The following is a 13,738-nucleotide window of genomic DNA, read 5'->3' as shown; positions in this document are numbered from 1 at the left end:
CCATTATTTTATCTATTCTCTCCCGATTTTGGATCAGTTTTACTGAGGCCAGTATTCATTGTCGGTAAGAATGCTTTATTTGCCTGCGGCGGATTACGAAAATAGAAAAAGAAATCCTCATTTGGAGAAATCACCATCGGTGTTTTCTCTAAATTCTTGTATTGTTCCATCGCCAACCAAAAATCGTAAAAAGACGGATTAGCCTCCCTCGCATTCAATAAAAGACGAATACTTTCAGCTTGACCTTCACCACGGGTAATTTCAGCATCACGCTTTGCAGCTGCTACAATTTCTTCATATTCACGATTAGCTTCTGCCACAATACGATCTCGCTCCTGCTGACCACGAGCCCGGATATTTTCCGCAGCAGCTTCACGTTCAGCTGCCATTTGCCGATAGACATCTTCTGAAACAGCATCAGTCAAATCGGTTTTACGAATACGCACATCAACAATGGCAATACCCAACGAACCTGCATCTACAGAAAATTGCTTCTGTACTTCAGCCATCATCGCGCCTCGTTCATCCGATAAGGCTGCTTTAAATTCTCGCTTACCATAAACAGCACGCAAAGCGTCAATAAACCGTGGTGCAAGGTTTTCACGTGCCGCAATTTGTGGACGCCCAGAAGCAATGCGCTGTAAAAACAACTTAGGATCTGTAATACGGTAAATAAAGAACGCATCCACCTCATAATACGCACCACCACGAACCTGTACAGATTGTGTAGGAACATCGTAACGCAATAACCGATTATCAACAATGATCATCTTATCGATAAAGGGCGCCTTGAAATAGATTCCAGGATTAGATTCTACCTGAACAATTTGTCCAAAACGCTTAATTGCTACCTGTTGACGAGGATAGACGATAAAAACGGACATCCACAAAATCATCAAAACAAACACTATAGCACTAAAAACAAACAAAAAGCGAGATTGCTGCATAATTAATCTCCTCCAGAAATACGAGAATCTAAGAGTAACGCAGGACGCGCTGATGTTGCCTTTACTTTTTCCGATGACTTGCTACGCAACAATTCGTTCAAAGGCAAATAAGGCATCGCTGGAGAATTTGCCTGATCAAGAACCAGCTTATTTGGTGAAGAAAGAATCCGCCCCATCGTCTCCATGTAGAGACGGTAGCGAGCAGCTTCTGGTGAAATCGCAGCCTCTCGAGCTATCGCCTGAAAACGTTCAGCACGCCCTGTTGCCTCTTCAACCATTTGTGCCTTTTCACCTTTTGCGATTTCCCGTGTGCGTGAAGCTTCACCATTTGCTAAACCAATTTTCGTAAAACGCACACGATTCCCCTCTTCAATCATTCTTCCACGTTCCTGCTCCGCCTGCTGAACAGAATTAAACGCAGCAGCAACCTTTGTCGGAGGAGCAGCTTCACTGATAGAAACACGGCTTATTTCGACACCAAGTTGATATTTATCCACAGTCAACTGGATAATCTTTCTAACGTCATTAGCAACTTCTTCTTTCTTGTCACGTAAAACATCATCAACCGGCCGCGAACCAATGACCTCACGCATTGCACTCTCAGCAACTTGGCGGACAGTTCCCTCTTGATCATTCACATTGAATAAAAACTGACTAGGGTATGAAATCCGATAATAAACGGAAAAATTAACATTAACGATATTTTGATCACTCGAAAGCATTAAACCATCACTTTGTTGCGCCTGACCGGGCTTCCCACCAATCGCGATTGTTTTTTCCGTTAAAGGTACTTTCATATAGGTCTCAATTGGCCAAAAATGAAAATGCAACCCATCACCAATAATGCCTTCTTTAGGGATGCCAAAGCGCAACTCTACCGCTTGTTCATTTTGCTGAACAATATAAATTGACTGGTATAGCCAAAAAAACACAATAAGCAGAAGGAATAAAACAGAAAAACTGCTTCTCCCGAATTGTTTAAACTGATCCTGCCCTTTGCGCAAAATTTCATTAAGATTAGGACCATTTTCACCACCATTACCGCCACCAGAACCAAAGAGATTCTTAGCTGGTGTTTTTTTGTCACCACTGTTTTTATCGCCACTCCACGGGCCACCACCATTTTGATTTGTCCAGGGCATTATCACCTCTTTAACTGATTACCACTACTCGAACACCAACCATTTGCTTGATCTTATAGGGTGTCTCTTACCTCATTACAATACAACTGATAAACCCTTCCACTTCATATTACAAAAAATTATTTCCGCTCATAAACAACAAAACGTGTCGGATGACTATCTTTATCCCCTTTTGGAATATCTTGTGTTTGCACAATAGTCCACTTTTCTTTATCAAAAACAGGAAAAAAACTATCACCTTCTATAGAAGCTAAAACTTCTGTAAGGAATATTTTATCAGCCATATGCAACCCTTGTTGAAAAATTTCACCCCCACCAATAATAAAAATTTCCTCTACATCATTTTGAGAAGCAACATTTGTTGCAAGAGAACAAGCTTGCGATAAAGAGTGAGCAACAACAGCCCCTTCAGCACAAAAGGTACAATCACGCGTAATGACGATATTTGTACGCTCTGGTAAAGGTCTCCCAATAGAATCCCAAGTTTTTCTTCCCATAATAATGGGCTTACGCAACGTCAAAGCTTTAAAGCGTTGCAAATCCGTCGATAAATGCCACGGCATTGCACCTTCACGACCGATAACACCATTTTCTGCAACAGCAGCAATTAAACAAATGGAAATCGTCATATTGCTACCGGCGCTTTAATATGGGGTTGTGCTTCATAATTAAGCAACTCAAAATCCTCAAATTGAAAAGAAAAAAGATCTGTTACCGCTGGATTTATGCGCATACATGGCAAAGCATTTGGTATACGAGACAATTGATATTTTGCCTGTTCAAAATGATTAGAATAAAGATGAGCATCTCCCAGAGTATGAATAAAATCGCCTATTTTAAGACCGCTTACTTGCGCAATCATCATCGTTAGCAATGCGTAGGATGCAATATTGAATGGAACACCTAAGAAAATATCCGCCGAACGCTGATAAAGTTGACAAGATAATTTCCCCTCCGCAATGTAAAATTGAAAAAGACAATGACACGGAGGCAACGCCATTTCCTCTATTAATGCAGGATTCCAAGCTGACACAATCAAGCGACGAGAATCTGGCGTTTCCTTAATCATCGTTAAAAGATTGTTAATTTGATCAATATGGCGTCCATCAGGAGCAGGCCAAGAACGCCACTGATAACCATAAACAGGACCAAGATTTCCCTTTTCATCAGCCCACTCGTCCCAAATTGACACACCATGCTCTTTCAACCAAGCGATATTTGTATCGCCTTTAAGAAACCACAAAAGTTCATAAATAATTGAACGTAAGTGTAGTTTCTTTGTTGTCAACAACGGAAATCCTGCTTGTAAATCAAAGCGCATCTGATACCCAAAAATAGATCGCGTTCCAACACCCGTTCGATCTGTCCGATCAATACCCTGATTTAAAACATGAGATAAAAGAGCAAGATATGATTTCATAGGACTATTATGTCCGATTCTTCTCATTATAGAAAATAAAAACTGTAAAATCCGTACAAAGATAATTCAAATCTTTTTCCAAAAACATCTTACACAAGAAATTATCATGATCTGACTAAATTTTTGATGCAAAAGATAAAATACTATAGACAGCTTCTAAAAAAATGACATAAATGAACAAAGATGGATGAACATGAAATAAAGGGATCGACTATGGAAAAACAAGAAGCTTTAAAACCACATGATACAAGAAAACGTATCTGGGCTATCGTGTCCAGTGCATCAGGTAATCTAGTAGAATGGTATGACTTTTATGTTTATTCCTTTACATCTATTTATTTTGCATCACAATTCTTTCCCTCAGATGGCAATGACGTTACGCAACTTTTAAAAGCGGCGGGTGTTTTTGCTATTGGTTTTCTTATGCGCCCAATCGGCGGATGGCTTTTTGGCTTCATTGCCGATCGTTATGGACGCAAACGCTCAATGCTTATCTCTGTTTTTATGATGTGTGGTGGTTCGTTCTTAATCGCCCTACTTCCTACCTATGAAACCATTGGAATGGCAGCAGGAATTCTTTTACTTTTACTCAGAATGCTTCAGGGGCTTTCTGTCGGTGGTGAATATGGTACAACAGCAACTTATATGAGCGAAATCGCCCTCAAAAATCGCCGAGGATTTTTTAGCTCTTTCCAATATACCACACTGATTGGTGGTCAACTTCTAGCCAGTCTCGTTATATTCATTTTAGCGCTTTATCTCACCGAAGATCAGCTAAAAGCGTGGGGCTGGCGTATTCCATTTGCCATTGGTGGACTAGGAGCAATTGTTGCGATTTATCTACGCCGCACACTCCATGAGACAACGACCAAAGAAAGTCGTTCTAGTGCACAAGCTGGTAGTATTAGGGGACTTCTGAGCAACCACCGAAAAGCTTTCTTTCTGGTTATTGGCTTTACAGCTGGAGGATCGCTCACATTCTACACCTATACGACTTACATGCAGAAATATCTGATCACAACCACTGGCTTTGATAAACATACAGCCACAACAATCATGACAGCTGCACTCTTTGTTTTCATGTTACTCCAACCCCTCTTTGGTGCTCTTGCAGATAAAATTGGAACAAGAACTTCACTCCTTATTTGGAGTGTCTTATCTATTATCTTTACCATTCCTGGACTTAATATGATTGGTAGTACTGATAGTACATGGATTGCTTTATCAGTCATTACTGGAATGCTCTGCATTATGAGCTTTTATACATCTATCTCTGGCATTGTAAAATCAGAAATGTTTCCCGCTTCAGTACGAGCAATAGGAGTTGGGCTCTCTTATGCTATTGCCAACGCACTGTTTGGCGGTTCTGCTGAATATGTCGCGCTTGGATTAAAAGATCTTGGATATGAATCTGTCTTCTATTTTTATATAACCGGCATGATGATTATTGCATTCATCGCTGTTCTCTTAATGCCAGATGCTCGCAAAAAAGGGTATTTACAAGGAGACGATATTCATTAACCTTTAATGTTAACAAACAAGGATTTTAACAAAAAAGCCTAGTATTCTGGGCTTTTTTTTATATCCTTTCCGATAGCAGTTTAAAGCTCACAATTTTTTTATCCCTTCAAACACTCTAAAGAAGCAATGTTCCCTCCTGCACACGCCGCTTATAAAAATAAATGGCTTCATATTATTATGTAATAAATACTTCTTTTACTGAATTTAATTCACTGAAGATAAAAAACGTTTGATTTATTTTAATATTCCCATTCCCACTCAAAGTCGAAGACAAGTGATTATCTTTCAAGAAATTTTATCAATAATAAAGATTACACTCATGATTTTGTTTAATACGTTCTTAATGGTACCCCTCATGCAACACAAATCCTTTCATGAAAAATAGAAAATACCATTATATTATGAATTCACACACTTTTTTGAGAAACATTTCTCAATGCACCCAACTCCATTTCACAACGGCACTCGTGAATGACATAACGTAAAAGCCCCGTAAAGTATAAACATGGGCACTACTCTCTTTACACTTAATAAAAGTGCAAGCCGCTATCATTATATTATTGATGAACTCTTAATATTGTACTCCCCCTTAACACTTAAGATCATTCATAAAAAGTATTTTAACAGATACACCAACCTTGCATGCAATAGTCAATAACATCATTTTACGAAACAACATCAAGCATATAAACTAAAGAGTATCATATCTTCATAAACACTCTGCATATGCAAATAATTCACAATCAAACAAAAAATAATATTTCCTTAAGGATAGTAAAAAGCGTATGATTTACGCAATATAACAACACCATGAGCCCAAAACACCACTGATAGCTCTAGAAAAAATCTTTATGTTTCCCTAAAAAATTATCATGATACAATGGCGTTTTTATAATGCACATCGTAAATAGCTTTAAAAAGAAGAAAAGTTATAAATCTAAAAGGGGAATACTTCATGAATAATCAAACAACTTTAGATCCACATGATACAAGGAAACGTATTTTTGCTATCATATCCAGCGCATCAGGAAATCTGGTAGAATGGTACGACTTTTATGCTTACTCCTTTGCATCGGTTTATTTTGCATCACAGTTTTTTCCTGAAGATGAAGATATTGTTACACAACTGTTAAAAACGGCAGGAATCTTTTTTATTGGCTTTCTTATGCGTCCAATTGGAGCATGGCTCTTTGGCTGCATTGCCGATCGTTACGGACGCAAACGCTCAATGCTTATTTCTGTTTTTATGATGTGTGGTGGCTCTTTTCTCATTGCCATACTTCCCACTTATAAAACCTTGGGAATAACAGCAGCATTTCTTCTCCTTTTAGTCCGTATGTTTCAAGGACTTTCCGTTGGCGGTGAATATGGTACAGCAGCAACTTATATGAGCGAAGTTGCACCGAAAAATCGTCGCGGGCTCTTTGCTTCTTTTCAATATGCAACAACGATCTCAGGTCAACTTCTCGCAAGTTTTATAATATTTATTTTAGCCCTTTACCTTACTGAAGATCAGTTAAAAGCGTGGGGATGGCGTATTCCTTTTGTGATTGGTGGCTTTGGAGCAATCGTTGCAATTTATCTGCGTAGTTTGCTCCATGAAACAACAACCCACAAAAGCCGCTCTGAAAAACATGCTGGTAGTCTTCGAGAACTTTTTCGCAATCATAAAAAAGCTTTCTTTTTGGTTGTTGGCTTTACAGCTGGTGGATCACTCACATTTTATACATACACCACTTATATGCAAAAATATCTGATCACAACCACGGGCTTTGATAAACAAACCGCAACAACGATAATGACTGCCGCCCTCTTTGTTTTTGTGCTACTCCAACCCCTTTTTGGTTCCCTAGCCGATAAAATTGGAGCAAGAGCTTCACTCATTAGTTGGGGGGCATTATCCATTATCTGCACCATTCCTGTACTTAAAATGATCGGTAATGCCCATAATCCATGGACAGCACTCTTAATTATTATTGGAATACTCTGTGTTATGAGTTTTTATACGTCCATTGCTGGTATCATAAAAGCAGAATTGTTCCCTGCTTCAATCCGAGCAATTGGTGTTGGATTTGCTTTTGCCATTGGCAACGCACTCTTTGGCGGTTCTGCTGAATATGTAGCGCTTGGATTAAAAAATATGGGATACGAATCTGTTTTCTTTTTTTACATCGTTGGTATGATGGTCATTGCACTCATCTCTATTCTTCTTATGCCCGATATAGATAAAGGAGGATATCTCGATAAAGACGATAGACTTCATTAAACTTATTTTCTGGATAAAAAAGCCCAAGAAATTGGGCTTTTTTTGATCTCCTCTCCACCCTAGTAAAGAACGAAAAGCCCGCCCTACATTCGTCTTACAAACGACTCAGTTTCTCTTAAATTGTCTATAGTTACTGCCTCTTTATGTAATTTACTTGATAAGATTCTATGGGCAGCCCTACCCTAAATATTTATCACGATATCTAAAAAACACCTCATACGGAAAACCTTATCTGAGGCTTACCTCACCCTCCTAAATGATGATATGTTATGATACAATAAGATAAGTAAAGACACAAAATCCCCTTTTACATTACTTAAGCTTTATGAAATATTTTCAGTTTTTGAGCTTTCTGTTCATAAAGACCATCTCTTCTATGATCTTCCGGTATGATTCCAATAATTGCATTCTTCTCATAAAGTTTAAAGGTATCTTGATCTACTTTTCAATGTTCTCTCCCTTTAAATGCAATATGATAACTTTTTATTCTACAACACAAGTAAAAATCTTAAAACGAATGACAACATAACTCTAATAGATCATCTTAAAGAGTTTCCCTAAGAAATTGTTATAATACAATTGAATTTTTCTGGAAATCATAAACAATTATGTTTAGAAAATATGAACTATAAATCCAAAAGGGGAACAATTCATGAAAAATGAAACAACTTCAGCATCACAGGATGCAAGAAAACGTGTTTTTGCTATTATAGCAAGCGCATCAGGAAATCTCGTAGAATGGTATGATTTTTACGTTTACTCATTTGCATCAATTTATTTTGCATCACAATTCTTTCCCTCCGATGGTGATACGATTACGCCACTGTTAAAAACCGCGGGTGTGTTTTTTATTGGCTTTCTTATGCGCCCTATTGGAGCTTGGTTTTTAGGGTTTGTCGCCGATCGTTATGGACGTAAACGCTCGATGCTTATATCCATTTTTATGATGTGTGGTGGCTCTTTTTTCATCGCCATACTTCCCACCTATGAAACCTTAGGAATAACATCAGCAATCCTTTTACTTTTAGCTCGGATGATGCAAGGACTTTCAGCGGGTGGTGAATATGGTACAGCAGCCACTTATATGAGCGAAGTTGCCCTCAAAAAACATCGTGGGCTTTTTGCTTCTTTCCAATCTGCCACCCTTATTACAGGTCAACTTCTTGCCAGCTTCATTATATTTATTCTAGCATCTTATCTCTCTGAAGATCAGTTAAAAGCATGGGGATGGCGCATTCCTTTTGTAATTGGTGGATTCGGGGCAGTGATTGCGATTTATCTGCGTCGTTCTCTCCACGAAACAACCACGAAAGAAAGCCGCTCTCACAAACACTCTGGCAGTCTTAAGGAACTACTCACCAAGCATACAAAAGCCGTTGTCGTAATTGCATGCTTTGCATCAGGAGGATCACTCACATTTTACACCTTTACGACTTATATGCAAAAATATCTGATCACAACTACCGGCTTTGATAAACATACCGCAACAACGATTATGACAGCTGTACTATTTATTTTCATCCTATTCCAACCCATAGCTGGTATCATAGCCGATAAAATTGGAACAAAAACTTTACTTATCATTTGGAGTATACTCTCTGTCATCTTTACATTTCCTGGACTCTGGATAATCGGTAATACGCATAGTATATGGATTGCCTTTTCCGTCATTATTGGCTTGCTCTTCATTATGAGCATGTATACATCCATCTCTGGTGTCGTAAAATCAGCAATGTTTCCCTCTTCAATACGCGCATTAGGCGTTAGCATCTCTCATGCCATTGGTAACGCCTTATTTGGTGGTTCTGCTGAATACGTTGCGCTTGGATTAAAAAAGTACGGTCATGAATCACTCTTTTATTTTTATATAACCGTCGTGATGATCATGGCATTCATTGCTCTTCTCTTTGTCCCAAGTATGCGTAAAGGAGGCTACCTCCAAGAGGATGAAAAACATTAATCCTTTTTATCAACGAAAAAGCCCAAGAAATTGGGCTTTTTTTTATCATTATCACAAATTTAATATTGTTTAAATTTTATGAAGTGCATTAAGTTGCTTAGCAACTAGATAATAAAAAGTCATACGACTTTTTCTACGCTCTCCAGACATCATCTCAGCCACTTTTGAAACAGCCATTTTAGCACTCTTCTCATCAGCTTCTAAAACATCTTGAACCCATTTTTCAACACGTTCTAACTCTTTTGGATCCGACGTAGCAACAAGCGCTGCATCCTGCTTTTTCATCACCAAAGCTAAACGACGGCTAAGTCGTTCTACTGCTGCTTCATCGGGATTTGAATCATATAGTTTAATATCTGCTAAATTATTTGTCATTTTGCATCATCTCCTCTCCAAAAATGAGCGGACTATACTTTACAGCCGCACCATATAGCTCCATAAATAATTAGAGGATTAAAAATATTAACAACCCCCCCTTTTCCTAAGACTGTTCTTCATCTATATTTAGAGGGCTGGTTTACCAGCTATGGTAATAAATGGACGGTGAAATAAACCTATTGGACCCGGGGGCGGTACCCGGCGCCTCCACCAAAATATAAGAAACCAAAGTTATATTTTGGTGGGGGCGAAATAGGATCGACAAGGGTGTAAAGATCGCTCTTTTACTCGGCATTGTACCACCGTTATCGGGCTAAATGAGTAGTTGCAAATGACAACTATGCGGAAGCACGTCTCGCCGCTTAAGGTGGTGTGAATGTTTCAATTTGAGCCTTAAACCGTCGCAGGTTTAAGCGGGGTTCGGAGGCACCTGGCAACAGAAGCCTTCACTTTTTTAAATGTTGTTGATTGATCTTTCAGACATTATTTACCATAGAGTTTCGTATTTATTCGATTTATTGAGGTGCATCGTAGAAAAAATCTGCTAATTTAAAATATATTCTATCACACAATATCAATACGCCCCATTCTGCTACGTGAAATAAAAGGAAAAAACTTCGATGGTTAAAGATCAAATCCGTTACGATATTCTCGTTCAGGATGCGCTTCGTGGAGTTATCCGTAAAGTTTTATCGGAAGTTGCCAAAGCAGGTCTTCCGGGAAATCATCATTTTTTTATAACTTTTTTGACAAATGCCCCAGGCGTTAAAATTTCTCCTCGGCTAAAAAATCGCTATCCCGAGCAAATGACAATCGTCTTACAGCATCAATTTAGAGATCTCAGTGTTTCAGAAACAGCTTTCGAAGTAACTCTCTCTTTCAGGGAAATAACCGAAAAGCTCGTGATTCCTTTTACTTCCATTCAGGTCTTTTACGATCCTGTAGCAGCATTTGAAGCAGCATTTGATCTGCCCTCAAATCTGACCTCTGGAGAAAGTGAAAATTCAGAAAATACCTCAACTACGCCCATTACCTTATCAAACAAACAAAAAAAAGAAAATACGCTTACAAAAGAACAAAATCTCAGTACAAATAAAGAACCTTCAAATAACGATGCAAAACAAAATCAAAGTGCTGATGTTGTTTCTTTAGATTCCTTTCGGAAAAAATAATTTTTCTCATGACTGAATTGATTAATCTTCGCCAATTTCGAAAACAAAAAAAACGTACAGAAAAATCTCTTTGTGCTGAGCAAAATCGTTATCGTTTTGGACGAACAAAAACTGAAAAAAATTTTGAGCAGAAAAAATCTTTAAAAATGCAAAAATTTCTTGATCAAAATCGTTTGCGAAACGACGAATAAAGGTGGAAAAATGCACGAAAATAATTCTATCGATTGGTCAAAAGTCATTCCACGAAAGATATCTGTTCGCGTTGATGGACACGCAACAAGCGTCTCTTTAGAACCACCATTTTTAGATATTCTAAAAGATATAGCCCGCAAAAAAGGACAATCTTTAGCCTTTATTATTACCGATATTGATAGCAAAAGACCACAACAAGTAAATCTTTCGGCTTCGTTACGCGTTTATGCCCTTCAAAGCGTTCTCACCCAACGCCTTTAATGTTTGTGCTTATTTTTTTTACGTTCTCTTTCAGTCTGTTCAACTGAAACTGTTGTGACTTTTTAAGAGAAGTTTTTTTAATCTAGAACTTCAATGAAAAAAAGACTACAAAAGAGATATAATGAGTAATTTTTCTGATCACACCATACCTTTCTTTGAAGAAGATTTCCCTCCAGACCATGATAAGAAGAGCTCTGATTTTTTCTCCCATACTCTAAAAGAACAAAAATCATATAACACAGACTATTTAGAACAACTCAATCCAGAACAGCAACAAGCTGTTATGAATACTGAGGGACCTCTTTTAGTTCTTGCAGGTGCTGGTACAGGAAAAACGCGCGTTTTAACAACCCGTATTTCTCACATTTTACGCTCTGGACTTGCCTCTCCTCAGCAAATACTTGCTGTCACTTTCACCAACAAAGCAGCACGTGAAATGAAAATACGTATTGGTGAACTTATTGGAGAAGTTGTTGAAGGTATGCCTTGGCTTGGAACCTTTCATTCCACTGGAGCTAAAATTTTACGCCGTCACGCAGAGCTTGTTGATTTAAAAAGAAACTTTACAATTCTTGATAGCGATGATGTTCTTCGACTTTTAAAACAACTTATTCAAGCTGAAGGATTAGACGATAAGCGTTGGCCCGCACGAAACCTTGCCATGATGATTGATTCTTGGAAAAATCAAGGACTTTCACCAACACATATCTCAAAAAGTGATGCTCATTCCTTTGGTAACGGCATGGGACGTGAACTTTATCACAGTTATCAAAATCGATTAAAAGATCTTAATGCTTGTGATTTTGGTGACCTTCTACTTCATTCTATCTCTATCTTCCAACATAATCCAGATATTCTTCGCGAATACCATTCTCAATTTCGTTATATTCTTGTCGATGAATATCAAGATACAAATACAGCACAATATCTTTGGCTTCGCCTTTTGGCCCAACATCCTCAAGGTCAACATGTTAATCTTTGTTGTGTTGGTGATGATGATCAATCCATTTATGGATGGCGTGGTGCAAAAGTCGAAAACATATTACGTTTTGAAAAAGATTTTCCTTCTGCTAAAATTATTCGTCTAGAACGCAATTATCGCTCAACATCCCATATTCTTAAAACCGCCTCCCATCTCATTGCTCATAATGAAGAAAGACTGGGAAAAGTCCTTTTTTCTGCTCAAATAAAGAGTGAGGAAGAAAAGGTAAAAATTCATTCAGCATGGGATTCGGCAGAAGAAGCACGAGCAATCGGAGAAGAAATCGAACGCGCACAACAAACCGGTCATGCATTAAATCATATGGCTATATTGGTACGCGCATCATTTCAAATGCGTGAATTTGAAGATCGCTTTGTAACACTTGGCCTTAATTATCGCGTCATTGGTGGTCCTCGTTTTTATGAGCGAATGGAAATACGTGATGCCATGGCTTATTTACGCGTTGTTGTCCAACCTACTGATGATTTAGCTTTTGAGCGTGTTATTAATACACCAAAACGCGGCATAGGAGATGCAACCCTGCGCATTCTTTATGAGAGTGCACGTGCACGTGCTGTTCCTCTCTTTTCTGCTGCCGCTGACATCATTGAAACAGATGAATTAAAGCCTAAGGCACGCAGTGCGTTACGAAGCCTTATTGAAAACTTCCGCCGCTGGCAAAATATGCTTCAAGACACTCCTCATAGAGAACTTGCCGAGATTGTCCTTGATGATTCTGGTTATACAACCATGTGGTTAGAAGATCGTTCACCAGAGTCTCCTACAAGACTAGAAAATCTTAAAGAAATGATTCGTTCCATGGAACAATTTGAAAATATTCAAAGTTTTTTGGAACATGTTGCACTCGTTATGGAAACGGAAAATAATGAAAATATGGATGCAGTCAACATCATGACACTTCATTCAGCCAAAGGACTTGAATTTGAAACAGTTTTTCTTCCAGGTTGGGAAGAAGGACTCTTTCCCCACCAACGCTCATTAGATGAAGGTGGACGTTCAGGATTAGAAGAAGAACGGCGCCTTGCTTACGTAGGTCTAACAAGAGCAAAAAAATATTTGCATATATGGTTTGTATCGAATCGAAGAATTCATGGACTTTGGCAACCTGCTCTTCCCTCCCGTTTTCTAGATGAATTACCAGCAGAACATATAGAAGTTGTAGAAATGGAAACATCCTATGGTGGTTATGGAAAATCTTCCTTTCAACATCACGATTCCTTTTATAGTGACTATGCAACAGCAAGACAAAAGCGTGCACAAAAAAACAAGAATATTGAAGGGAAAGTTATCTCTCAATCAATCTCTCATGCACCATCAGATTTTTCTGTCAATGATCGGATTTTTCACATAAAATTTGGTTATGGTCGTATTACAACAATAGACGATCATAAATTGACAATAATGTTCGAAAAAGCCGGAGAAAAGCGTGTACTAGACAATTTTGTAAACAAAGCTTAATTACAAGTAAACCACGAT

At 38.3% G+C, this 13,738-nt stretch carries 12 protein-coding genes and 1 other RNA gene; 8 read left to right on the top strand and 5 right to left on the bottom strand.

Annotation, left to right across the window (positions count from 1 at the left end; all coding sequences use genetic code 11):
• Positions 1 to 8: 8 nt before the first annotated feature.
• From hflC to ACFIL7_RS03850, 4 genes are all read right to left on the bottom strand, one after another.
• Positions 9 to 947, bottom strand: a complete 939-nt coding sequence (hflC, locus tag ACFIL7_RS03865) for a protease modulator HflC (protein WP_375628861.1) — start codon at positions 945 to 947, stop codon at positions 9 to 11.
• A 2-nt stretch (positions 948 to 949) separates the two neighbouring features.
• Positions 950 to 2,089, bottom strand: a complete 1,140-nt coding sequence (gene hflK / locus ACFIL7_RS03860; RefSeq protein WP_375632963.1) for an FtsH protease activity modulator HflK — start codon at positions 2,087 to 2,089, stop codon at positions 950 to 952.
• 119 nt (positions 2,090 to 2,208) lie between these two features.
• Positions 2,209 to 2,718 (bottom strand): dihydrofolate reductase, encoded by a 510-nt coding sequence (locus ACFIL7_RS03855; RefSeq protein ID WP_375632965.1) that lies wholly within the window; start codon positions 2,716 to 2,718, stop codon positions 2,209 to 2,211.
• On the bottom strand, positions 2,715 to 3,509 hold the full coding sequence (locus tag ACFIL7_RS03850; RefSeq protein WP_375618242.1) for a thymidylate synthase: 795 nt from the start codon (positions 3,507 to 3,509) through the stop codon (positions 2,715 to 2,717). Before ACFIL7_RS03850 ends, ACFIL7_RS03855 begins: the two co-directional genes overlap by 4 nt.
• A 213-nt stretch (positions 3,510 to 3,722) precedes the next feature.
• On the opposite strand from ACFIL7_RS03850, the gene ACFIL7_RS03845 reads away from it, so the two are divergent.
• From ACFIL7_RS03845 to ACFIL7_RS03835, 3 genes are all read left to right on the top strand, one after another.
• Entirely contained in the window at positions 3,723 to 5,030 is a 1,308-nt protein-coding gene (locus ACFIL7_RS03845; RefSeq protein WP_375634614.1) for an MFS family transporter, read from the top strand.
• A 955-nt stretch (positions 5,031 to 5,985) separates the two neighbouring features.
• A complete protein-coding gene (locus tag ACFIL7_RS03840) occupies positions 5,986 to 7,296 on the top strand; it encodes an MFS family transporter (RefSeq protein WP_375632969.1) in 1,311 nt (436 codons plus the stop codon).
• Between the two features lie 652 nt (positions 7,297 to 7,948).
• Entirely contained in the window at positions 7,949 to 9,256 is a 1,308-nt protein-coding gene (locus ACFIL7_RS03835; protein ID WP_375632971.1) for an MFS transporter, read from the top strand.
• Positions 9,257 to 9,325: 69 nt separating this feature from the next.
• Here ACFIL7_RS03835 and ACFIL7_RS03830 read toward each other — a convergent pair whose 3' ends face one another.
• A complete protein-coding gene (locus ACFIL7_RS03830) occupies positions 9,326 to 9,631 on the bottom strand; it encodes a DUF2853 family protein (RefSeq protein ID WP_375618238.1) in 306 nt (101 codons plus the stop codon).
• A gap of 97 nt (positions 9,632 to 9,728) precedes the next feature.
• Here ACFIL7_RS03830 and ssrA point away from each other — a divergent pair.
• From ssrA to ACFIL7_RS03805, 5 genes are all read left to right on the top strand, one after another.
• Positions 9,729 to 10,085, top strand: a transfer-messenger RNA (tmRNA) gene (gene ssrA, locus ACFIL7_RS03825).
• Positions 10,086 to 10,254: 169 nt separating this feature from the next.
• Complete coding sequence (locus tag ACFIL7_RS03820) at positions 10,255 to 10,806, top strand: SspB family protein (protein ID WP_375612012.1); 552 nt, start codon at positions 10,255 to 10,257, stop codon at positions 10,804 to 10,806.
• Between the two features lie 8 nt (positions 10,807 to 10,814).
• On the top strand, positions 10,815 to 10,997 hold the full coding sequence (locus ACFIL7_RS03815; RefSeq protein WP_375683372.1) for a DUF4169 family protein: 183 nt from the start codon (positions 10,815 to 10,817) through the stop codon (positions 10,995 to 10,997).
• Between the two features lie 10 nt (positions 10,998 to 11,007).
• Positions 11,008 to 11,259 (top strand): ribbon-helix-helix domain-containing protein, encoded by a 252-nt coding sequence (locus ACFIL7_RS03810; protein ID WP_273788067.1) that lies wholly within the window; start codon positions 11,008 to 11,010, stop codon positions 11,257 to 11,259.
• A 121-nt stretch (positions 11,260 to 11,380) separates the two neighbouring features.
• Positions 11,381 to 13,720, top strand: coding sequence for an ATP-dependent helicase (locus ACFIL7_RS03805; RefSeq protein WP_375683371.1), 2,340 nt, complete (start codon positions 11,381 to 11,383; stop codon positions 13,718 to 13,720).
• The last annotated feature ends 18 nt before the right edge of the window (positions 13,721 to 13,738 follow it).

Source organism: Bartonella sp. AP3QHHD (genome assembly GCF_042195765.1).
In the GTDB taxonomy this organism is placed as follows: Bacteria; Pseudomonadota; Alphaproteobacteria; order Rhizobiales; family Rhizobiaceae; genus Bartonella.
Note: the sequence above shows the minus strand (reverse complement) of the source record. Positions and strands in the feature narration are given on the sequence as shown.

Coding starts and splice junctions, on each gene's coding strand:
- hflC (WP_375628861.1), bottom strand. CDS start 947: ATGCAGCAATCTCGCTTTTTGTTTGTTTTTAGTGCTATAGTGTTTGTT.
- hflK (WP_375632963.1), bottom strand. CDS start 2,089: ATGCCCTGGACAAATCAAAATGGTGGTGGCCCGTGGAGTGGCGATAAA.
- ACFIL7_RS03855 (WP_375632965.1), bottom strand. CDS start 2,718: ATGACGATTTCCATTTGTTTAATTGCTGCTGTTGCAGAAAATGGTGTT.
- ACFIL7_RS03850 (WP_375618242.1), bottom strand. CDS start 3,509: ATGAAATCATATCTTGCTCTTTTATCTCATGTTTTAAATCAGGGTATT.
- ACFIL7_RS03845 (WP_375634614.1), top strand. CDS start 3,723: ATGGAAAAACAAGAAGCTTTAAAACCACATGATACAAGAAAACGTATC.
- ACFIL7_RS03840 (WP_375632969.1), top strand. CDS start 5,986: ATGAATAATCAAACAACTTTAGATCCACATGATACAAGGAAACGTATT.
- ACFIL7_RS03835 (WP_375632971.1), top strand. CDS start 7,949: ATGAAAAATGAAACAACTTCAGCATCACAGGATGCAAGAAAACGTGTT.
- ACFIL7_RS03830 (WP_375618238.1), bottom strand. CDS start 9,631: ATGACAAATAATTTAGCAGATATTAAACTATATGATTCAAATCCCGAT.
- ACFIL7_RS03820 (WP_375612012.1), top strand. CDS start 10,255: ATGGTTAAAGATCAAATCCGTTACGATATTCTCGTTCAGGATGCGCTT.
- ACFIL7_RS03815 (WP_375683372.1), top strand. CDS start 10,815: ATGACTGAATTGATTAATCTTCGCCAATTTCGAAAACAAAAAAAACGT.
- ACFIL7_RS03810 (WP_273788067.1), top strand. CDS start 11,008: ATGCACGAAAATAATTCTATCGATTGGTCAAAAGTCATTCCACGAAAG.
- ACFIL7_RS03805 (WP_375683371.1), top strand. CDS start 11,381: ATGAGTAATTTTTCTGATCACACCATACCTTTCTTTGAAGAAGATTTC.